The organism is Streptomyces sp. NPDC054786, from assembly GCF_053611685.1.
Genome location: NZ_JBSHAW010000024.1, coordinates 96,719 through 115,457 on the forward strand (window position 1 = coordinate 96,719; position 18,739 = coordinate 115,457).

An 18,739-nucleotide genomic window follows, 5' to 3' on the forward strand; every position below is an offset into this window, starting at 1 on the left:
CCCAGGTCGCGGCGTCCGCCCCGGTCAAACCCGTTGGAAGGGCGTATCGATGAACCGCGCAACGCCGGGCGGCCCGAGTCGCCCCTTCACGCTGGTCACCTGCACCAACTGCCCAAGCGCCGGCGGCGAACCGCTGATGGACCGGCTGCGCGAGGCCGTCCGTACCTGCCCGCACGGCATCCTCGTCGCCACCGGGTGTCTGGGCGGCCTGCTGCGCTGTGCCCCGGCTGCGGGCCTGCACGCCGCAGCGCAGCCGTGCGCGAAGGCCCGCACTCCCGCCGGCCCCGTCACCCGCCTGGGCCCCCTCGCCACCCAAGCCGACGCAGACCTTGTCGGCGCATGGCTCCTGGCAGGCATGCCGGACGACGGCACTCTTCCCCACAGACAGCGCGCGGCACCCGTGCCCCGCCACATCGCCCACCTCAACCGAGAGGAAGCCCAGTGCCCAAAGGGCTGTTGAGCACCGTGGTCGGGAACACTCCGGCCGCCCGCGGGCTCGCGGTGGACACGCTGGTGCGCAGCTCGCCCAGCGCCGTGGTGCTGGCCGCATCCGTCCACTGCCGGGACACCGGGTACCCAGCCGTACAACGCTTCATCACCGGTCCCGGAGTGCCGCAGTCCGTCTCGCAGCCCATGGCGTCGGTGGCCACCGGCGACCCGGTGGTGATCCTCCGGCAGGACCTGCTGGCCATCCGGCGCACCGCACGGCCCCCTCACCTGGTCCTCGCCCTCCCCGACGAGCTGGATCTCCTCCCGCTCCTGGTGGAGTTGTGGCGACCGCGGATCGGCGCCGGCGCGCTGGGCGACCACTACGTCCCGGCCCCTATCGTGGCCGGGCTTGACCCGGCCGTGCTCCTGGCCGAGCTCGGATGCGTCCACCGGGCCGCCCGTCTGTGGGACGGTACCGATCACACCAGCCCCCTGACACCGGCCGAGACAGCCGCCCGCAGGGGGGAAGCCGCCCACGGCGTGCTCGTGCCGGCCCCGCCGAGCCCCACCGACCGTCGAACGGACGGGGTAGCCGCCCTGGCGCACCACCTCAACCCCTCCGCCACGCTCGTCCAGATCATACAACAGTCGCCAACTACGGCGGAGTTGCCGCCGCCACTCCTACGGCCCGTACCGGACGCTCTTGAAGAGTGGAGGGCCCGGCTGGAACCGGTGACCGTGGCGCCCTCACGCCCCGGTACCGACCTGGGTGTGACGTCGGTGGTGTGGCGGGCCCGGCGACCGCTGCACCCGGAGCGGCTCGCGGACGCACTGCCCACCGTCATGGCCGGCGTGGTGCGCAGTCGAGGCCATCTGTGGCTGTCCAGCCGGCCCGCAGCCGTGGTGACCTGGCGGTCGGCCGGACCGCACATGGAACTGCACGAAGCGGATCGCTGGCTGGAACCCGGAGACGAGAGCGCCTGGCGGGGCGCATCCCCACAACGCCGCACCCTCGCCTCGTGGTTCTGGCACGACTACTACGGCGAACGCCGTAACACCCTCACGTTCACCGGCGCCGACCTCGACCGGGACCGGCTGTGCTCCGCCCTCGACGCGGCCCTGCTGGACGACAGGGAGTTGTCGCTGGGCCGGGACGGCTGGGCGGCCTTCCCCGACCCCCTGCTCGGCGACTTCCCGCTCTGAGCCGAGCCCCTCCCGGGCTCTGCCGCATCTCTCAGCGATACAGGCGTACGGCGGATCGTTCGGGCGGATGCTGCGAGCCCACGAGCAGCGGGCAGGTGGGGGAGACATCCGCTCTCCCTGACACGCTCTACCCGGCACGCGCGTGATCGATGAACGCGGTCAACGCGTCCACAGTGGCGTCGGGCTGCTCGTCGGGAATGAAGTGCCCGGCTTCCGGGATGACGACGCCGGTCACGTTCTCTGCCCAGGGGCTGAGGGAGGTGGCCATGTCGGGGATCGAGCCGTGGGAGCTGGAGATTCCCAGGACCGGGATGGTCAAGTGCCCTCGTCCGGGAGCGAGAGCATCATGGTTTTTGCGCGCTGATTCTGCGGCGTCGCGGAAGTAGGCGAGAGACGCTCGGAGCCCTCCGTCGGCCGCGATGGCGGCGGCGTAGTGGTCGATATCGGCGCTGGCGAAGGTGTTCGGGGACAGTGCCTTGACCCTCAAGAACCAGCCCACGTAGTCACGCTCGCGGCCGGTGATCAGCGTCTCGGGCAGTTCGGGCACCAGGTGGAATGCCAAGTGCCAGGTCTTCCAGGCCCGTTCGGGATCCGTGGGGATGGTGTCCGGGAGGGTGATTCCGGGAATGCCGGCGTCGAGCAGGGCGACGCCGTGCAGGCGGTCTTGGTACCTCAGGGCGAGCGAGAAGGCGACGCAGGCTCCGATGTCGTGGGCGACGAGCCAGTACTTCGGCACGTTGAGCGCGGTCAGCGCGGCCTGGACGCGCGAAGCGACGGTGTGAGTGTCGTAGCTCCCTTGGGGGCGATCGGAGTGGCCCTGTCCCGGCAGGTCCATCGCGATCACGTGGCAGCGCTCGACAAGGCGCGGCATCGCCTTGCGCCAAGCCCACCAGGTCTGCGGGAATCCGGCGAGCAGCACGACGGTGGGGCCGCTCGACCGACCGCCTTCCACGGCGTGAAGCCGGATTCCTTCCGCGTCGACCCAGCGGTGGGTGAAGCCCGCGAGGTCGCGCAGCGGCAGCCCGGGGACCGGGTTCTGGTCCGGAGAGCGGTTCGGGGCGCTGGCGGCGTCGGTCACGTCTCCAGTCTAACGAATCTTGGACTTTTCAGTTCAAGACGGGATGAGCAAGGCCACGACTCGGTGAGCACATCGAGGTCCGCCTCCTCGGCCGACCAGTCGGCGAAGATGTCCAGGGCCGGGCCGGCGAACGCGTCCTCGTCGCTGTCGTCGAAGAGATGGGTCAGCCGCAATACCTCGGCACCGAACAACCGGTGGGACGGGTCCGGATGGGTGCGCAGCGACGCGGCCGCCGTCCAGGTCTCCTACGCCTCGGTGAACGACCTTGCGTTCAAGCCTGACAGGGCGGCAAATATGCTGGGCAGGAGCGCTTTTCGGGCCCTCCTGCCGTGTGCAGGTGTGGTCGAGTGAAACCTGCTCTGGCAGGGTTCTTGCTGACCTGATGCCGACTTTCCTGATGGCCTATCAGGTGGGCGCGTCGCAGTCGATGTGGCCGAGTGCTGGTGGTAGTCGGGTGGGGGCGAGGCTCCGACGGTCGGGACTGTGGCCATGGGGGCAGCGCCGAATGTTTGGTCCGGAAGCCTAGACAGTTTTGTTTGGATCAGCTGCTCGTTGGTCCGGGTGTGCCGTTAACAGATGTGCAGTGGGCGCGAATTGAGCCGTTGCTTCCGGGCCGGACGCCGAAGCGGGGTGGACGCTGGCGTGACCACCGCGAGGTGATCGACGCGATCGCCTTCAAGTTCCAGACCGGAATGCAGTGGGTCCACCTGCCGGAGAAATACGGCAACTGGCGAGGCGCCTACGGCCGGCTGCGGATGTGGGCCATCGACGGCAAGGGAGCGAGTGTTCACCGCGCTGATGGCCCAGGCCGACGCGGACGAGCCCTCAACTGGACCGTGTCGGTGGACTCGCCGGAGTGACCGGTCAGGCTGCCCCAGTTGCATGCGCTCCTTGGCTTGCGGTCAGGCGGGGGACGCGTGGCGTGCACGGCTGCTGGTCAGGAGCGTCGCTCGGCGGACCGTGCTGGTGGAGGCGGCCAGCAACGGCATCCGGACGGCCGGGCTGGGAATGCGTTCTTGGGCGTGCAGCACTCCCTTGATCACTGTCGGGTTCGGTTCGGCGAAGAGGGCAGCGGACAACCGGGCCAGCTCGGCTCCGAGCCTGCGGGCGGGTGCAGCGGAGCCGCGCCGCCACAACGAGATCAGTTCGGCGTAGTCGGCGGTGCGCACATTGGCCGATGCGACGATTCCGCCGTGGGCGCCCGCCGCGACGAGCGGTGACAGGACGACGTCGTCGCCGCCGAGCACGGCGAAGCCGGGCGAGGGGCTTCCGAGCAACTCCACTGTGGTCGCGTCGATCGCGCCGGTCGCGTGCTTGATCCCGACGATCCCTGGTAGTCGGCTGAGTGCTGCGATCGTGCCGGCGCTGAGAGTCTGTCCCGTGCGGTAGGGGATGTCGTACACGATCAGCGGTATGCCGCCGTGTTCGGCCAGCGCGGTGAAATGCGCGAGTGTCCCCGCTTCACCGGGCCGGATGTAGGGCGGCGCGGGAACCAGCGCCGCGGCGACGTCGCCGGTGGCCGCCAGCTCGCGCAGCGACTTGATGGCGGTGGCGGTGTCATTGGTGCCGACCCCGACGATCAGCGGGGCGCCGTGAGCGCGGCAGGCGGCGGAGCAGATCCGCACCACAGTCTGCTTCTCCTCCGCGCTCAACGTGGCCGATTCCGCCGTGGTGCCGAGGGCGACGAGTCCGGAGGCGTCGGCCGACAGCGCCTCGTCGGCGAGTCGGGCCAGTGCATCGGGGGCGAAGCGCAGGTCGTTGGTGAACGGAGTCACCAAGGGGACGTACAGGCCGTTGAAGATCGGATCGGGCTTCATGGTCCCACCCTGGCTCACACTGACCCGGTAGATCCATTTCTGATTTCTACCTTTATGCCTAAGCTGAACTTATGCTTGATGTTCGTCGTCTCCACCTGCTTCGCGAACTGGACCGGCGGGGCACTATCGCGGCCGTGGCCGAGGCTCTCACCTTCACCGCATCCGCCGTCTCCCAGCAGCTGGGTGTGCTGGAACGCGAGGCAGGCGTGGCCTTGCTGGAACGCAGCGGCAGGCGTGTGATCCTCACGCCCGCAGGCCGGTCCCTCGTCGCACACGCCGACGCCGTGCTGCAACGCCTCGAGCTGGCGGTAGCCGAGCTGGCCGGCGCGCGGGACGGCATCGGCGGGCCACTACGTATCGGGACCTTCCCCTCCGGCGGCCACACCATCGTGCCCGCCGCACTGGCAGAGCTGGCCCAGTGGCATCCCGCGCTGGAACCGATGGTGCAAGAAATCGACTCTGCCCGCGTCTCCGACGGCCTGCGAGCCGGCGAACTCGACGTGGCCCTTGTCCACGACTACGACTTCGTACCCGCCTCACCGGACACCACGGTGGACGAGGTGCCCCTGCTGGATGAGCCGATGTACCTCGTCACCAACACCGCGACCAAGAACACCGGCCGCAGCGACACGCTGGCAGAGCTGCTCAGCCCCTATGCCGAGGTCCCGTGGATCACCGCACGGGACGGCACGACCGGGCACGCGATGGCCGTGCGCGCCTGCCAGTCGGCCGGGTTCCAGCCCAGAATTCGCCACCAGGTCAATGACTTCCGCACAGTGCTCGCGCTGGCCGCCACCGGGCAAGGAGCCGGCTTTGTGCCGGAAATGGCCACTGCGCACAGCCCCGCAGGTGTGGTGTTGACCAAGTTGCCGTTGTTCCGTCGATCGAAGGTCGCCTTCCGCGCGGGCGGCGGCACCCATCCGGCGATCGCCGCTTTTGTGGCCGCGGCAAGAGCGGCAGTGAGCTCCATGATCGGTTCAGGACGGGATGAGAAGACCGCGATGCGCCACGCGGACTCCGTCCGGGCCTTGCCGGAGCGGGGCGCCGAGGCGGACCCAGACGCACCTGCCTGTTCGGTACCGGCGCCTCACGACACTGTCACTCGGGGAAACGCTCCGGGCGGAAGTCCGCAAGCATCTCGTCCCTCTTCCCGCTGAGGATCTCCGAACCAAGCAGCCTGCCGATCACCGGCCCGAGCGTGATGCCGCTGTGGGAGACAGCCTCGTAGTAGCCAGGCACTGAAGGCACCGCTCCCACCGAGGGGAATCCGTCGGCCGGGATGGGCCGGTGGGCCACCCGTGTCTGTGAGATGCGGGAGTCGCCGAGTTCCGGAACGACGTGCTGCGCCGATTCGTGGAGCAGCCGTGCGAGTTCCGCTGGATCTTCACCTGTGTCGATCAGTGCGTCGATCTCGCGGCTGTGGAGGACCACTGACGCATCTCCGTCAGGACGGATCTCGATGTGCGGCGCGTGCATGGCCCGGTGAACCGGGACCCGAGCACAGTCGATCCGGGTGACGACGCCGGGTTCTCGACGCATCGGCAAATGCCGTGCGATGAGCCCGGCGACCTGGGAGGCGCTGGGTCCTGCCGCGTTCACGACGGCGTCGACGTCGAGACGGCTCCCATCCGACAGAGTCACTGTCCGGATGCCCCCGTCGGCGCCGGTACCGATCTCGCAGACCGCGGTGCCGGACCGGTGTTCGGCGCCGGACTCAATGGCTCGGCCGACCAGGCGGCCGACGAGGTGCCGTCCGTGCACCCATGCTTCGTCGGGGTAGAACAGGACCGGCGTCTTGCCGGGCACCGTGAGAGCAGGTTCGAGGCGACGGCGCACCTCGGCCCCCGTGCACACCTCGACCCTGTAGTCCCAACTAGCCAGCAGGTCGGCTGTTTCCAGGAGCTTCGCCTCCGCTGCGGGAGCGTCAGCCCAGCGCAGGTGGCCGCTGGGATGCCACCAAGAGTCTGACCCGATGGTCTCTGCAAGCTCGCGGTACGCCGCCATGCTCGCAACGTTCAGGTCGAAGTAGGACCTGCGCTCGGTCTTGTTGCTGGCGTTGACCCACGAGAAAGACCAGTTGGTGACCCCTTCGCCTGGCTGACCCGCGTCGATGAAGACCACCTCGGCCCCGTGCCGCGACAGGTTCCAGCCCACGCTGGCTCCGAGAATGCCCACTCCGATGACGGCAACACGTTCAGGCCGCTGTACGCACCCAACGCTCACGAGCGCCCCTTCCAGGATGACGGGCGAACTCCCGCTTCCAGCATGCCATCAGCCCGTTCGGCGAGAGCGCGCGATGAGCGTCGATCTCAGGCTCGGTCCACAAGCGCAACCTCAGCCGATCGGTTTCAAGTTGGAGCGGCCCCACCGCCGAGTCCGTCCGTGCCCAGCTCGGCGCCGTTGAGGAGATCGGCGGACAGGTAGTAATCCTCACGCGCATGCGTGTTGGGGCCCAGAAGGTTCTCCATGAACACCTGCGGATGCACATGCGCCCAGGGAGGCCGGCGATATACGCTCCACCAGTTCGTGCCACGCGAAGTGTGGGTCGTGAAGCCGGCCGTACGCCTCTTACGTCGCAGGTGGCGCCGGAGGGGACGCCGCCCTGGGGCGCCGTCAGGGTGCGGGGCGCCTCAGCCGGCGGCCCAGGAGGACGGTTCCGGCGCCCGCGATCAGTGAGGCGGCGGCGATGCCGGTGAGTGTGGTCTTGGCCCGGCCGTCGTGGGTGGACCCTGTGGCGGCCAGTCCGGGCCGGGCGGAATCGGCCGCTGTGGCGGCTTGGAGGACGAGGTCGGTGACCGCTTCGGGGTGGGAGATCATGGCCACGTGGGAGGAGTCGATCTCCACCGTGTGTGAACCCGCGCGCTTCGCCTCGAAGCGTTCCTGGTCGGGGTTGATGGTCTTGTCCTGTTTCGCAACGAGGAACCATGAGGGGATGTGTTTCCAGGCGGCGACCTTGGCCTTCTCCGAGAACGCGGTCGTGGCCGCGGGCCGTTGGGTCACGGCCATGACCCTCGTGACGCTCTCCGGCAGGTCGGCGGCGAAGACCTGGTGGAGTCTGTCGGGCTTGAGGTAGAGGTCGGTCCCGTTGAGGCCGTCGCCGGCGCGGTAGGGGACGGACTTCGTGGCGGTGTCGAGTTCGCTGGGGAACCTGGCGGCCAGGGACATGCCGTTCTCGCCCACGTCGGGCATCAGTGCCGAGACGTATACCAGGGACTTCACTTGGGGGTTGCCCGCGGCGGCCGAGCTGATCAGGGCGCCGCCGTACGAGTGCCCCACCAGCACGACGGGTCCCTTGATGCTGTCCAGCACCGAGGCGATGTAGGTGGAGTCGCTGTACAGCCCGCGTAGCGGGTTGGCGGGGGCGATGACGGTGTAGCCACGGCGTTGGAGCCGCTCGACGACCCCGTTCCAGCTGGAGGCGTCTGCGAACGCCCCGTGCACCAGCACGATGGTGGGTTTGGTCGTGGTCGTGGTCGTGCCGCCGTCCGCGACGGCGGGGGCTGCCACGGTCGTGCACAGGGCCATGGCGCATCCGGCCGCGATGACGTGTGTGCGACGTATTCGACGCCGTGAGCCGCGCACCGGAAATGCCGCCATGTCCATCTCGCCTTCTTCGTGAGACTTACGGAAACTCAGTGTTCATCCATCCGCACCGGCAGGCGCGGCCGCGCGCTCCAACAGAGCCATAAAAGTGGGCCACGGGAGTGAATTCCGGAGTCCACGGGTTTCCCAACCGAAGCCCCGACGCAGGCCGCGGACCTGTGGACGGCCGTCGGTCACGCCGCCTCGGCGGACGCCCTGTTCGTGAGCGAGGCTGGTTCCAACGAGGTCCCGATCACGGAATACGTACGGCCCGGTGCCGCCCTCTCCCACATGTCCGCTGTCGGCGCGGGCCTCGGATTCGGGCTGCCCGCCGCTGTCGGCGCCCAACTCGGCGCCCCGGACCGCCCGGTGATCGCCCTCATGGGCGACGGTTCGATGCACTACGCGATCACGTCCCTGTGGACCGCGGCCCACTACAAGATTCCACTGACGATCGTCGTCTCCTCCAACGACGAATACGGCGTCCTCAAGCAGTTCGCCGACATCGAGAGCGCCATCGGCATCCCCGGACTCGACCTGCCCGAGCTGAACTCGCGGCCACCGCTGCGAGTTACGGCATCGACGCGCACGAGGCCAACGACACCGACCAGGTCGCCGAGATGCTCCGCGCCGGAGTCAACGACCGGGAACGCCCGACCCTCATCAACGTCCGCACGAACAAGGTCAAGAAGGTCGCCCCCGCCTGACCTGAGCCCGCCCAACCCGGCAGAAACGGTCGACGAGTGTCCCACCGTCCCCTCCGTCGCTGCCGGGCCGCGCGGAGAACTCGGCCGGGACGCCGGTGAACGCACGCTTCATCACCCTCAACGACCAGGGCAGGTTGCCAGCGGGTGCAGCAGCTGGATGAGAAGGGCAAACTGGTCACGATCGGCCTCGACCCCTGAGTGCCGAGCCAACGCGCTCTGAGGTGAGCCATGAACGTGGAAGCTGACATCCCGAGCCTCGTCGGCGTCCACCACCTGAAGCTGCCGGTACGCGATCTCGCCCGCTCCGAGGCGTGGTACGGCCGCACGCTCGGCTACCGGCGGGCAGCCGAGTTCGTCGAGCAGGGGGCGTTGATAGAGATTGTGCTGAGCCACCCGGCCGGCGGACCGGACCTGGCGCTGCGACTCGCCCCGGACCGGGCCGAGGCCGCCGCCGGCTTCGACTACTTCGCGATCGCGGTGCCCGACAGTGCCGCGATCGAGGCGCTCGCCGCTCGCCTGGAGGCCCTTGACCAGCCGCACGGCGGCGTCTGGCGCGGCCTGCGCGGATGGGTGCTGCCGCGGCTGCATGACCCCGACGGTCACGAGGTGCGTTTCTACACCATCGAGGAACACACCTCGGGCGAGCCCGGCGAGGTCATGCGCATGGTGGGCCCGCAGGAAAGCGCCGAGCAGGTGCGGCCCCCCGCGCCGTAGGCGGCCCGACCAGAGTTTTACCGACCGACTCAGGTCAGTCTCCACAAGCGAACGAGGCTGGGTGACCGAAGGAACCTCGGCGGCACCGGCGAGGCAGCCGGTGGTCACTGCGTGGTGCGCAGGGGGAGTAGTGGTGGACAGACGCCTTTTGGACGGTGCAGCACGGCCCAACCTAGTGCACCTGCTCTGGTCAGCGGAAACGTCACGAGGAGGCACCACGCAGCACCGGGCAAGATGATCGCTCACGGTGAACGATCACTAATGCCGCCCTGTCCGGCCGGGTCGGGGTCGAAGACGACGGGCCGGTCCATCCAGACGATGTGGTGCTCGGTGATGGCGAAGTCGTGCATCGTCGTCGGGCCCGGCCGGCCGGCGTCCACGTGCACGGTGATGTCGTCGGGCAGCGACCCGAGGTCCTCCAGGCGGTCCGGAGTCGGGGCAAGCAGCTGGGAGTCGTGGCGGTTGGCACCGGCCAGGACACGGCCCAGCGGAATGCCGTAACCACCCGTCATGCCCGAGCGTTTCAGCCCCCGTTTGCCGCGGTCGACCGGTGAGTTTCCGGCGATCTCGCCGCCTCCGGGGGCCTTGGTGATGGAGCCGTCGATGGCGATCTAGTCGAGGACCAGGCCGACGATTCGGTCGTAGGACTCCAACGCGATCTGCTTGAGCCGGGTGAAGGGCCGGCTCACCGCGGTGTTCAGGTTCGGGGCTCGTCGCTTTCACGTCCGGCGGGGCCGGGGGGCCTTGCCGTGGTGGTCTGCTGGAAGGTCCGCCGGTAGGCGGAGGGCGTGGTGCCGAGGGCGTCGCGGAATCGAGCGCGGAAGTTGGTGCTGGTACCGAGGCCGCTTTGGGCGGCGATCTGCTCGATGCCGAGGTCGGTGACTTCCAGGAGTTCGCGGGCGTGGTTGATGCGGGCGGTGAGCAGCTATCGGTGCGGCGTGATACCGGTTTCCTGGCGCCACGAGCGGACCAGGGTGCGCGCGGAGACACGAGCGTGCCGGGCAAGAACCTCCAGCGTGAGAGCTTCGTCGAGGTGGTTCAGGGCCCAGTCGCGGGTGTCGGTGAGGGTGCGAGCGGTGGGCTCGGGCAGGGACTGGGCGATGTACTGGGCTTGGCCGCCGTCGCGGTGCGGCGCGGCGACCAGTTCGCGGGCGATGTCGTTGGCGACGGCGGCACCGAGGTCCTTGCGGACGAGGTAGAGACACAGATCGATGCCCGCGGTCACGCCCGCGGAGGTCAGCAGGGGACCGTCGTCGATGTAGAGGACGCTGCGGTCCACCCGGACCTGGGGGTAGAGCTTTTCGAGATCGTCGGCGCTGGCCCAATGAGTGGTCACCGTACGGCCGTTGAGCAGCCCGGCCGCGGCGAGCGCAAAGGCGCCGGTGCAGATGGAGGCGATGCGCGCGCCTCGGCTGAAGGCAAGTCTCAAAGCCGCTGTGACCTCGGGCGCCGGTGGCAGCTGATAGTCCCAGTAGCCCGGCACGATGATCGTGTCCGCCTGGGCCAGGGCCGGCAGTCCCGCTGTGTCTCCGACCGTGAACCCGGTGCTGGTCGTGACGCTGCCACGGGCCCCGCTGCACACCGTGAGTTCGTACGGCGTGTTGTGCCGCGCGTTGAAGATCTGCGTAGGGATGCCGAGGTCGATGGGGAGTACGAGGGGCAGCACCAGGACCGCGACGCGATGAGGAGCCATGGCTCCCATGTTACGACCGTAACTTTCTTGACAGCCGCGAGCCGAGCGGAGATCCGCAGGAACGGGCCCGTCGGTCCGTGGCCGCGTGGGCGTGTCCCGATCGGCCCGTGGCCGCGTGGGCGTGTCCCGAAAATTGCGAAGGGTGGCGTACGAGCTTGTGGTTGATCGCGAAAGGCCGGACGACGATCGAGTCATGAGCAGTACGGCCCAACGCCGGGGCTCACGCCGGCAGCGGCCGCGCCCGAGCGGCACCGCACCGGCCCAGGCAAGGACACCCGACTGTCGTGACCACGTACACCCCGATCGGCCGGTACTTCCACGTGAAGAACGGGCGGGTCTACGGCCACGTTCGCGAGGGCGACGGGCCGGCGCTGGTCTTCCTCCACTACTGGGGCGGCTCCCACCGCACCTGGCGGCCGGTCATCGAGCGCCTCAGCCCTGCGCAGGGGTTCGTCTCGTGCGACCATCGCGGCTGGGGTGAGTCCACCGAGGTACCCGGCCCCTACGGGGTGGAGCAGCTCGCCGACGATGCCGAGCGCGTCATCGGCGAACTCGGCTACGGCACATTCGTCGTGGTGGGCCACTCCATGGGCGGAAAGGTGGCCCAGGCGCTCGCCTCTCGCCGCACTGCCGGACTCAAGGGCGTGGTGCTCGTCGCACCCGCTCCGCCGGCTCCGATCGGTGTGACGCACGAGTTCCAGGAGGCGCTGGCGCACGCCTACGACAACGACGAGAGCATCGACCGCAGCATCGATCTGGTGCTGACCAATGGCGGACTGTCCGCCGAGGCGCGCCGGCAGGTGCACGAGGACAGCTCCCGGGCAGGCGAGGAGGCCCGCATGGCGTGGCCGCGACAGGCGCTGGTCGAGGACTTCGCGGACAGGGTCGGTGCGATCAACGTTCCCGTACTGGTGCTGGCCGGCAGCGACGACAAGGTCGACCCGCCGCAGATTCTGCGCGCACACCTGCTTCCCCTGATCACCACTGCCACCCTCACCGAGCTCGGCGGCACGGGCCACCTGTCGCCACTGGAGGTGCCCGACCAGATCGCCTCCCACATCAGCGAGTTCATCGCCCGCCTCTAGTCCCTCGTGGACCACGGCCGGGGGCATCACCCACCCGGCGGGAGGTGAGCGCGAGGCGGTAACCAGCCGAAGAGGAGAGCACCCATGGTTACTTTCGCGCCGGCGCCCGGCTTCGCTCAGGGCCCCGAGATCCCCGAATCCGGTTATGTCGTCACGGACCTGGGCGGCGGTGTCCACGGCATCACCCAACGGGTGATCAACACTATGTTCCTGGTGACCAAGAACGGCGTTGTCCTCGTGGACGCCCCTCCAGTCCTGGGCGAAAAGCTGCTGATGGCCATTGAGGAAGTCACCCCGAAGCCGGTAACTCACCTCATCTACAGCCACCCGCACGCCGACCACACCGGGACCGCCCATTTGCTGGACCGACGCGGCCCAGCCGCCCGGGACGGGCAGGCACTGCGGGCGCCACTCCACAGTTCCGGTGTGCGGTTCGCCTCGGATGCTTGCACCCATTTTCGCCAGCAGAAGCCAGAAGCCAGAAGCCAGAAGCCAGAAGCCAGAAGCCAGAAGCCAGAGGACAGAAGCCAGAAGGTGGTTATCCCATGAGTACCGTCGAAGACAGCAATAAAGCCCTCGTCCGTGAAGCTTTCGAGGCCCTGTTCAACAAGCGGGACTACACCGCTGCCGAGCGATTCTGGTCCCCCGGCTACATCCAACACAGCGCCCATATCGCGCCCGGCCGGGAGGGGCTCTTCGACCTCGTCAAGAACTCCCCGGCGCAGCTGAGGCACGAATGCGAGCTGATCATGGCGGAAGGGGACATGGTCATGGTGCGCGGGCGTTTCTCGGGGCACGGGCAGCCCGCCCCGTGGATCGCCGTCGACCTCCTCCGCCTCGAGGACGGCATCATGGTGGAGCACTGGGACGTGATCGAGGAGGAAGCCTCCCGGAAGCAGTCCCTGAGCGGCCTGCCGATGTTCGGCGACGACTTCCCCGAGGAGCGCTGAGACCTGTTCCGCGAGGTGGGGATCAGTTGGATCGGTTGCAGAGGTCATCGACGTACGTGCGCGCATCCACTTCGGGCAGCGTCCAGGGCAGGAAGACGGCCCGGTAGATGATGGGGGCCACCACCCGGTCGATGACCTCGTCGCCGCTGAAGGTGCTGCCGGGCCGGGAAGCGAAGCCGGCTGCTTCTGCCCGCCGGTCGCGCAGGCAGTCCGACTCGCTTTCACCGGCTGCGGCCGCTCCGCCCCGCAGCAGGGCGGCGTTCACCGTGACGCTGTAATGGCTGAGCATCTCCTGTGCCCATGCGGTCAGATCGGCACGCAGGTCTCCGGTGTCGGGAAGGCCGCGGTCCGGGTCGAGCCGGTAGGTCGCCAGGTCGTTGATCATGGCGCGCGCATCGCCCCACCGCCGGTAGATGCTCGAGTGATTGACTCCCGCACGCTCCGCGACCATGGGGATGGTGACGGCGTCACTGCCACGTTCGGCGATCAGTTCCTCGACGGCCTTCCTGATGGACGTCAGCACCAGGGCGCTACGGCCTCCGGTGCGCCGCCGCGGGGACGATTCTGCAACCATGCCTCCACCGTAACGCACATCGTTTGGCATTAAGCCGCCTCTGGGTTTACGGTGAACGTAATGCACAGATTTTGGCCTTAGGGGGCTGTGGAGTGTTCCGCATCGCATCAAGGCATGACCGCGGCCATGGCTCCGCGGCCCCTGAGCCCGCCCGGTCCGGCAGGCTGCTTCCTCCTTCCGCGGCGTTCGCCGGGTCGGCAGCCGTCTTCGCGGCGCTCTATGTGGCCGCAGGCGCGCCCACGCCGCTGCTGGTCGTCTTCGAGCAGCAATGGCACTTCCCCGCCTGGGTGCTGACGGTTGCCTTCGCTTCCTACGCGCTCGGCCTGCTGGCGGCTCTGCTCGTCGCCGGATCGCTGTCCGACTACATCGGACGCCGGCCTGTCCTGATCGGGTCGCTCTTGGTCGAGCTCGGGGCGATGCTCATGTTCGTCTTCGCTCCGGACATCGGCTGGGTCATCGCAGCCCGCACCATCCAAGGCATCGCCACCGGCGCAGCCACGAGCGCTTTCTCGGCCTCGGTCGTGGAACACGCCCCGGAACGCCACAAGAAACTCGGCACCATCATCACCAGCATCGCTCCGGCGGGCGGACTGGGACTGGGGGCCCTGCTGACCGGCGCAGCCGTCCAGTTCAGCAGCCACGCGACCGTGATCGTGTTCTCGGCCCTCGCGGTCATCATGGTCGTCGGCACGGCTGTCGCTGCCTTCTCCGCGGAGACTGTTTCCACGCGTCCGGGAGCGGTACGTGCCCTGATTCCCCGCGTCTCCGTCCCTCAGGCCGCACGCCGTGAGTTCGCTGCGAGCATCCCCGTTCACATGGCCGCATGGATGCTGGCCGGACTGTTCATGGGGCTCGTGCCCACCATCATCCGGGACCTGCTGGGCCTGCACAGCGGGCTCCTGAACGGTGCCACGGCCTTCATCCAACCCGCGGCAGCCGCCGTGGCCGGCCTCTTCCTCGGCCGTCTGACATCACGCCGCACCCTCTTCGTCGGTGGTGTAGGCGTGCTGCTGGGAACCGCAGTGATCGAGGCCGGTGTCGCCGCCGGCATGCTCCCGCTGCTGTGGGTGGGAGGCATCATCGGCGGCGTGGGCTTCGGCGCCTCGTTCTCCGGAGCCATCCGCACCATCGCCCCGCTCGTGCAGCCCCACCAGAGGGCAGGACTCTTCGCATCCATCTACCTGGTCGCCTACCTGAGCTTCGGAGTGCCGGCGATCATCGCAGGACTCCTTATCGCTCCGGTCGGACTGCTGGGCACCGTCCTCGGCTACGGGGTCGCCATCCTCGCCGCCGCAACCCTCGGGCTCCTCGCGCAGTACCGCGTCAGCACACCCCGCTGACCCGGGAGCGGGATCGCGGATCGAGATCGAGACCGTCGACATCACCGAGCGCGGAGATCACGGCGCTGCACACTCGGCCGGCGGAGCGGATGTTCGATCTGCTCTTCGTGAACGCCGGCGTCACCAACCGGCCGGAAGGCACTGTGGCGCAGACCTCGACCGATGGGAGTGGTAGTGACGTACCTGTCTGCGGGCGACGGCGACATCGCGCGGCTCTATGCCTGGTTCGGCTTCCGCCCCGTGGACACCGCAGTGATCGCTGAGTCTGCCGAGTAGTTGCTCGCGGGCAAGCCGTCACCCACGACGAGCGGATGGCCGCGCGGGGTTCTCGGGCGGCTGAAGCAATTCTCCGCCCCTCAGTGCTGTGTGAGTCCGGCAAGGACGGGCCCACCGGGCCGCGGTCGTGCGGCTGACTTGCAAGCGGTCTGCGGCCCGGCACAAAGGCCAGCTCGCGGGGCAGGCTGGATTTCGGGGAACTGGCCTAGCCGGGCGAGCAGGTGACGCCCACACCTGCAGTCGGCGGAGCGCTGAGCGCGAGGGGGATTCGGTAGAACGCGGAGACCAACATGCCTCGCCGTGGGCGCTGGCGGCAGCTGGGGATCCGGCTGGCTCATCTACCCGCTCGACGAGCTCGTCGGCCGGCAATTCCGCTTCGAGGCGAACATCGCCTCGGCGGCGCTGAACATCAAAGCCGTTCGATGCTTGTCCGGGGCAGCTTTACGCCTCCGAGGGGGTAGCCGGTCGTGTCGCGTAGCGGTGGCGCATGGCGTCGCTGGCTGCGGGGCCTGCGGTGAAGACGTAGGTGGCGCTGTCGTCCAGTCGGCGGCCTGTCTTGGCGTCGACGACGACGGGCTCGGCTTCCTCGCCGCTGTGCGCGTCGATGAGGATCATGCTGCGTTCGGCCGGTGTGAGGCGGGAGTTGCCCCACGCGGCCAGGGCGACGATCACCGGTCGGAGGGAGTGCCCGAGTTCGGTGAGGACGTACTCGTGGCGTACGGGGTTGGTCTGGTAGGGCCGGCGTTCCAGTAGTCCGTCCGCGACGAGGGTTTTCAGCCGGGTGGTGAGCATGCTGGAGGAGATGCCCAGGCTCTCCTGGAACTGGTCGAAGCGTGTGTAGCCGTCGAAGGTGTCGTGGAGGATCAGCAGCGTCCACCACTCGCCTACGTGTTCCACCGTCGTGGACAGCGGGCACTCCCGGTCCTCCAGCCTGATCCGGCTTGCCACGGCGACCATCCCCTCAGTTACTGCTAAAGTCGAAGTTAGTAGCTTCTATTTTAGCAGTAATGACGGGAGTGGCGCCTTCTGCGCCCGCACCCGGAAACGGAGCACACCGTGACCACATCCATCAGCGAATCCCTCGACGGCCGACGCGCTCTGGTCACCGGCGGAACCAAGGGCACCGGAGCCGCCATCGCCCGACGTCTCACCCAGGCCGGCGCAACCGTACTGGTCACCGCCCGCAGCCGCCCCGACGACGTCGAGGAGAAGGCGTTCATCACGGCCGACCTGTCCACCACCCAGGGCGCAGCCCACGTAGCCACCGAGGTCGACGCCCGTGTGGGAGGCGTCGACATCCTGGTCAACACCCTCGGCGGGTCCGAGTCGCCGGCTGGAGGGTTCGCAGCGCTCGGCGAGGAAGACTGGGCCAGGGAGCTGAACACAAACCTGCTGGCCGCTGTCCGCCTGGACCGAGCACTCCTCCCTCACATGATCACTAAGGGCAAGGGCGTGATCGTGCACGTCACCTCGATCCAGCGCCGCATGCCACTGTGGAACGGAACCCTGGCTTACGCCGCCGCCAAGGCCGCCCTGACCACCTACAGCAAGGGCCTGGCCAACGAGGTCGCCCCGCACGGCGTCCGCGTCAACACCGTCTCGCCCGGCTTCGTACAAACCTCGGCCGCCGACCACCTCGTCGCCCGGATCGCCCACGACGCAGACATCACCCAGGAAGCGGCGCTGGGCCGTCTCATGGACTCCCTGGGCGGCATCCCGCTCGGCCGCCCCAACAGGCCCGAGGAAGTCGCCGAGCTCGTCGCCTTCCTCGTCTCCGACCGCGCCTCGGCCATCGTCGGCGCCGAACACGTCATCGACGGCGGCACCACCCCCACCGTTTGAACCCGCCACCACCCCAAGGAACGTCATGCACGACAACCAGCCCCGAACCAGCACTCCGGACACCCTGCCCGAGGTGATCACCCGCTATCTGGCAGCGCACCGCGCCCGCGACACCGCCACCGCCATCACGGCGTTCACCCGCGAAGCCACGGTGATCGACGACGGCAACACCTACGAGGGCACCGAGGCGATCGAGGGATGGCTCGACGGATCCGCCACCGAATTCACCTACACCATCCGCCTCACCGACGCCCAGCAGACCGACGCAACCTGCTACATCGCCACCCACCACCTCGAGGGCAACTTCCCCGGCGGCACCATCGATCTGCGCTACCAGTTCACACTCCGCGACGGCCTCATCGAACGCCTCGTCATCGAACCCTGAGCCGACTGCAAGGCGGTCCTCCCTCTGCGGCGCGGGTCAGCGCTGAGATCCGGATTCCGCCGCGGACCACCTCTCCGGTGCCATGCCCTCCGTGACGCTCAGCTCCTGGGTCCCTACGACAGACAGCAGTTCCAGCTGCTCGGCTCCCGGGCTTCCGGGCGGGGCGGTGAACCACAGCAGGCGTTGTCGTCCGTCCTCGCTGAGGAGGTTGTAGCAGTCGAGTTCGATGACACCGAGCATGGGGTGGACGATCCTCTTGTGCTCCATGCGGCGCACCGCGACGTCGTGGGTGTCCCAGAGGGCTGCGAACTCCTGGCTGCGGCGGCGTAGCACGGCGACCATCTTCGTGACCTCCGCGTCCCGGCCGCGCCGGGCGGCCGCTGCTTGGAGGTCGGCCAAGAACACCCGGGAGTGGCGCGGGTGGTCCTCGGGCGGGTAGATGTCGCGCGCCTGCGGGTCGGTGAACCAGCGGTACACGAAGCTCGCCGCCGGGCCGCGGTGTGCCGGGGACTTGCCGAGCAGGGTCAGGGCCAGGTCGTTTTCCACCAGGGTTTCGTGCAGGTCGGTGATGACGCGCGCGGGAGTGTTGGACAGCCGGTCCAGGAGTCCGAGGAGCGCGGGCTGCACGTGTGCCGATGGTCCGTGTGCTGACGGGGGGACCGGCCGTTCGGCCAGGTGAAAAAGGTGGTCGCGCTCGTCGCCGTTCAGGCGCAGGGCTCGGGCGAGGGCAGCCAGGGTCTGGGTCGAGGGCTGCACGCCGTTCTTTGCGCTGCCGCGTTCCAGCTCGGTGTAGTAGTCGGCTGACAGCCCTGCCAGCTGCGCGACTTCCTCGCGGCGCAGCCCGGGGACGCGCCGGCGCGGGCCGTGGGGGAGACCGACCTCGGCGGGGCGGATGCGGTCGCGGCGTGTCCTGAGGAAGGCACCGAGTTCTGGAAGGTTCACCCCTCCATGGTCGCTCGTACGCCAGAGCGCAGCCAGGGGGTGGCATCCCCTGGGTAAACGCAGCCCTGGCTAGGGATGGGGGACCAGGCGATCGTGGAGGACGCAGCAGGGCAACGGCAAGG

21 protein-coding genes and 1 pseudogene are annotated in these 18,739 nt (G+C 68.7%); 12 read left to right on the forward strand and 10 right to left on the reverse strand.

Going from position 1 to position 18,739, the window contains the following annotated elements; genetic code table 11:
* Positions 1-49 precede the first annotated feature (49 nt).
* Both ACWGI6_RS21265 and ACWGI6_RS21270 read left to right on the forward strand, forming a co-directional pair.
* Complete coding sequence (locus ACWGI6_RS21265; protein ID WP_453268967.1) at positions 50-460, forward strand: hypothetical protein; 411 nt, start codon at positions 50-52, stop codon at positions 458-460.
* Positions 442-1,632 carry a GTP-binding protein gene (locus ACWGI6_RS21270; protein ID WP_453268968.1) on the forward strand — a complete coding sequence of 397 codons (1,191 nt, stop codon included), beginning with the start codon at positions 442-444 and terminating at the stop codon, positions 1,630-1,632. The genes ACWGI6_RS21265 and ACWGI6_RS21270 overlap by 19 nt, the downstream gene beginning before the upstream one ends.
* Positions 1,633-1,759: 127 nt before the next feature.
* On the opposite strand, the gene ACWGI6_RS21275 is transcribed toward ACWGI6_RS21270, so the two are convergent.
* Positions 1,760-2,710 carry an alpha/beta fold hydrolase gene (locus ACWGI6_RS21275; RefSeq protein WP_453268969.1) on the reverse strand — a complete coding sequence of 317 codons (951 nt, stop codon included), beginning with the start codon at positions 2,708-2,710 and terminating at the stop codon, positions 1,760-1,762.
* A gap of 536 nt (positions 2,711-3,246) precedes the next feature.
* On the opposite strand from ACWGI6_RS21275, the gene ACWGI6_RS21280 reads away from it, so the two are divergent.
* Positions 3,247-3,570: a transposase gene (locus tag ACWGI6_RS21280; protein ID WP_453268970.1), complete on the forward strand. Its 324-nt coding sequence runs from the start codon at positions 3,247-3,249 to the stop codon at positions 3,568-3,570.
* A gap of 42 nt (positions 3,571-3,612) precedes the next feature.
* On the opposite strand, the gene ACWGI6_RS21285 is transcribed toward ACWGI6_RS21280, so the two are convergent.
* Positions 3,613-4,527, reverse strand: coding sequence for a 4-hydroxy-tetrahydrodipicolinate synthase family protein (locus tag ACWGI6_RS21285; RefSeq protein WP_453268971.1), 915 nt, complete (start codon positions 4,525-4,527; stop codon positions 3,613-3,615).
* 134 nt (positions 4,528-4,661) lie between these two features.
* On the opposite strand from ACWGI6_RS21285, the gene ACWGI6_RS21290 reads away from it, so the two are divergent.
* Complete coding sequence (locus tag ACWGI6_RS21290; protein WP_453268972.1) at positions 4,662-5,684, forward strand: LysR substrate-binding domain-containing protein; 1,023 nt, start codon at positions 4,662-4,664, stop codon at positions 5,682-5,684.
* Here the strand turns inward: ACWGI6_RS21290 and ACWGI6_RS21295 are convergent.
* Both ACWGI6_RS21295 and ACWGI6_RS21300 read right to left on the reverse strand, forming a co-directional pair.
* On the reverse strand, positions 5,626-6,750 hold the full coding sequence (locus ACWGI6_RS21295) for an NAD(P)/FAD-dependent oxidoreductase (protein WP_453268973.1): 1,125 nt from the start codon (positions 6,748-6,750) through the stop codon (positions 5,626-5,628). The genes ACWGI6_RS21290 and ACWGI6_RS21295 overlap by 59 nt on opposite strands.
* A 390-nt stretch (positions 6,751-7,140) precedes the next feature.
* On the reverse strand, positions 7,141-8,124 hold the full coding sequence (locus ACWGI6_RS21300) for an alpha/beta fold hydrolase (protein WP_453268974.1): 984 nt from the start codon (positions 8,122-8,124) through the stop codon (positions 7,141-7,143).
* 207 nt (positions 8,125-8,331) lie between these two features.
* Between ACWGI6_RS21300 and ACWGI6_RS21305 the strand changes: the two genes are divergently transcribed.
* Together ACWGI6_RS21305 and ACWGI6_RS21310 are read left to right on the forward strand one after the other, a co-directional pair.
* Positions 8,332-9,036 (forward strand): thiamine pyrophosphate-dependent enzyme, encoded by a 705-nt coding sequence (locus ACWGI6_RS21305; protein ID WP_453268975.1) that lies wholly within the window; start codon positions 8,332-8,334, stop codon positions 9,034-9,036.
* A gap of 8 nt (positions 9,037-9,044) precedes the next feature.
* Complete coding sequence (locus tag ACWGI6_RS21310) at positions 9,045-9,530, forward strand: VOC family protein (RefSeq protein WP_453268976.1); 486 nt, start codon at positions 9,045-9,047, stop codon at positions 9,528-9,530.
* 368 nt (positions 9,531-9,898) lie between these two features.
* Here ACWGI6_RS21310 and ACWGI6_RS21315 read toward each other — a convergent pair.
* From ACWGI6_RS21315 to ACWGI6_RS21325, 3 genes and pseudogenes are all read right to left on the reverse strand, one after another.
* Positions 9,899-10,207, reverse strand: a pseudogene (locus tag ACWGI6_RS21315) (IS5/IS1182 family transposase); the annotation flags it as partial.
* 20 nt (positions 10,208-10,227) lie between these two features.
* Positions 10,228-10,455 carry a helix-turn-helix domain-containing protein gene (locus ACWGI6_RS21320; protein ID WP_453269016.1) on the reverse strand — a complete coding sequence of 76 codons (228 nt, stop codon included), beginning with the start codon at positions 10,453-10,455 and terminating at the stop codon, positions 10,228-10,230.
* Positions 10,456-11,223, reverse strand: a complete 768-nt coding sequence (locus ACWGI6_RS21325) for a GlxA family transcriptional regulator (RefSeq protein WP_453268977.1) — start codon at positions 11,221-11,223, stop codon at positions 10,456-10,458.
* A gap of 284 nt (positions 11,224-11,507) precedes the next feature.
* Here ACWGI6_RS21325 and ACWGI6_RS21330 point away from each other — a divergent pair, with 284 nt between their 5' ends.
* The 3 genes from ACWGI6_RS21330 (at position 11,508) to ACWGI6_RS21340 (ending at position 13,258) form a co-directional block, all read left to right on the forward strand.
* Complete coding sequence (locus tag ACWGI6_RS21330) at positions 11,508-12,308, forward strand: alpha/beta fold hydrolase (protein WP_453268978.1); 801 nt, start codon at positions 11,508-11,510, stop codon at positions 12,306-12,308.
* An 84-nt stretch (positions 12,309-12,392) separates the two neighbouring features.
* Positions 12,393-12,857 carry an MBL fold metallo-hydrolase gene (locus ACWGI6_RS21335; RefSeq protein ID WP_453268979.1) on the forward strand — a complete coding sequence of 155 codons (465 nt, stop codon included), beginning with the start codon at positions 12,393-12,395 and terminating at the stop codon, positions 12,855-12,857.
* Positions 12,854-13,258 carry a nuclear transport factor 2 family protein gene (locus ACWGI6_RS21340; RefSeq protein WP_453268980.1) on the forward strand — a complete coding sequence of 135 codons (405 nt, stop codon included), beginning with the start codon at positions 12,854-12,856 and terminating at the stop codon, positions 13,256-13,258. The genes ACWGI6_RS21335 and ACWGI6_RS21340 overlap by 4 nt, the downstream gene beginning before the upstream one ends.
* A 22-nt stretch (positions 13,259-13,280) precedes the next feature.
* Here ACWGI6_RS21340 and ACWGI6_RS21345 read toward each other — a convergent pair whose 3' ends face one another.
* A complete protein-coding gene (locus ACWGI6_RS21345) occupies positions 13,281-13,832 on the reverse strand; it encodes a TetR/AcrR family transcriptional regulator (RefSeq protein WP_453268981.1) in 552 nt (183 codons plus the stop codon).
* Positions 13,833-13,924: 92 nt separating this feature from the next.
* Here ACWGI6_RS21345 and ACWGI6_RS21350 point away from each other — a divergent pair, with 92 nt between their 5' ends.
* Positions 13,925-15,172: an MFS transporter gene (locus ACWGI6_RS21350; protein ID WP_453268982.1), complete on the forward strand. Its 1,248-nt coding sequence runs from the start codon at positions 13,925-13,927 to the stop codon at positions 15,170-15,172.
* A 717-nt stretch (positions 15,173-15,889) separates the two neighbouring features.
* On the opposite strand, the gene ACWGI6_RS21355 is transcribed toward ACWGI6_RS21350, so the two are convergent.
* Positions 15,890-16,405 carry a winged helix-turn-helix transcriptional regulator gene (locus ACWGI6_RS21355; RefSeq protein ID WP_453268983.1) on the reverse strand — a complete coding sequence of 172 codons (516 nt, stop codon included), beginning with the start codon at positions 16,403-16,405 and terminating at the stop codon, positions 15,890-15,892.
* Between the two features lie 99 nt (positions 16,406-16,504).
* On the opposite strand from ACWGI6_RS21355, the gene ACWGI6_RS21360 reads away from it, so the two are divergent.
* Positions 16,505-17,290: an SDR family oxidoreductase gene (locus ACWGI6_RS21360; protein WP_453268984.1), complete on the forward strand. Its 786-nt coding sequence runs from the start codon at positions 16,505-16,507 to the stop codon at positions 17,288-17,290.
* Between the two features lie 25 nt (positions 17,291-17,315).
* A complete protein-coding gene (locus tag ACWGI6_RS21365) occupies positions 17,316-17,675 on the forward strand; it encodes a nuclear transport factor 2 family protein (protein ID WP_453268985.1) in 360 nt (119 codons plus the stop codon).
* 36 nt (positions 17,676-17,711) lie between these two features.
* Here ACWGI6_RS21365 and ACWGI6_RS21370 read toward each other — a convergent pair whose 3' ends face one another.
* Complete coding sequence (locus ACWGI6_RS21370) at positions 17,712-18,617, reverse strand: helix-turn-helix transcriptional regulator (protein ID WP_453268986.1); 906 nt, start codon at positions 18,615-18,617, stop codon at positions 17,712-17,714.
* Positions 18,618-18,739: the final 122 nt, after the last annotated feature.

Coding starts and splice junctions, on each gene's coding strand:
- ACWGI6_RS21265 (WP_453268967.1), top strand. CDS start 50: ATGAACCGCGCAACGCCGGGCGGCCCGAGTCGCCCCTTCACGCTGGTC.
- ACWGI6_RS21285 (WP_453268971.1), bottom strand. CDS start 4,527: ATGAAGCCCGATCCGATCTTCAACGGCCTGTACGTCCCCTTGGTGACT.
- ACWGI6_RS21300 (WP_453268974.1), bottom strand. CDS start 8,124: ATGGCGGCATTTCCGGTGCGCGGCTCACGGCGTCGAATACGTCGCACA.
- ACWGI6_RS21310 (WP_453268976.1), top strand. CDS start 9,045: ATGAACGTGGAAGCTGACATCCCGAGCCTCGTCGGCGTCCACCACCTG.
- ACWGI6_RS21325 (WP_453268977.1), bottom strand. CDS start 11,223: ATGGCTCCTCATCGCGTCGCGGTCCTGGTGCTGCCCCTCGTACTCCCC.
- ACWGI6_RS21335 (WP_453268979.1), top strand. CDS start 12,393: ATGGTTACTTTCGCGCCGGCGCCCGGCTTCGCTCAGGGCCCCGAGATC.
- ACWGI6_RS21340 (WP_453268980.1), top strand. CDS start 12,854: ATGAGTACCGTCGAAGACAGCAATAAAGCCCTCGTCCGTGAAGCTTTC.
- ACWGI6_RS21345 (WP_453268981.1), bottom strand. CDS start 13,832: ATGGTTGCAGAATCGTCCCCGCGGCGGCGCACCGGAGGCCGTAGCGCC.
- ACWGI6_RS21355 (WP_453268983.1), bottom strand. CDS start 16,405: ATGGTCGCCGTGGCAAGCCGGATCAGGCTGGAGGACCGGGAGTGCCCG.
- ACWGI6_RS21365 (WP_453268985.1), top strand. CDS start 17,316: ATGCACGACAACCAGCCCCGAACCAGCACTCCGGACACCCTGCCCGAG.